2 rRNA genes are annotated in these 255 nt (G+C 52.9%); both read right to left on the minus strand.

Going from position 1 to position 255, the window contains the following annotated elements:
* A 5S ribosomal RNA gene (gene rrf, locus C3Z11_RS17350) occupies window positions 1–53 on the minus strand; the annotation flags it as partial.
* Between the two features lie 121 nt (window positions 54–174).
* Window positions 175–255 (minus strand): 23S ribosomal RNA (locus C3Z11_RS00025); the annotation flags it as partial.

Here is a 255-nt window from a genome sequence, read left to right on the forward strand (position 1 = left end):
ACTACTGAGTTCGGCATGGGATCAGGTGGGACCCGCTCGCTATGGTCGTCAGGCGTAACTGTCGGCTCGAGATGAGGAAGTAACGTCGCTCACCTCAGCCTTATTCGGGATCATGCTGTGCCAGAGAGCGTCTCTGACGTATCCGGTTAACGCAACCAGACCATTTGGGGTTATATGGTCAAGCCTCACGGGTCATTAGTACACGTTAGCTCAATGCATCACTGCATGTACACATCGTGCCTATCAACCAGCTAG

It is taken from the genome of Phytohalomonas tamaricis (genome assembly GCF_003012345.1).
Lineage (GTDB): Bacteria > Pseudomonadota > Gammaproteobacteria > Pseudomonadales > Halomonadaceae > Phytohalomonas > Phytohalomonas tamaricis.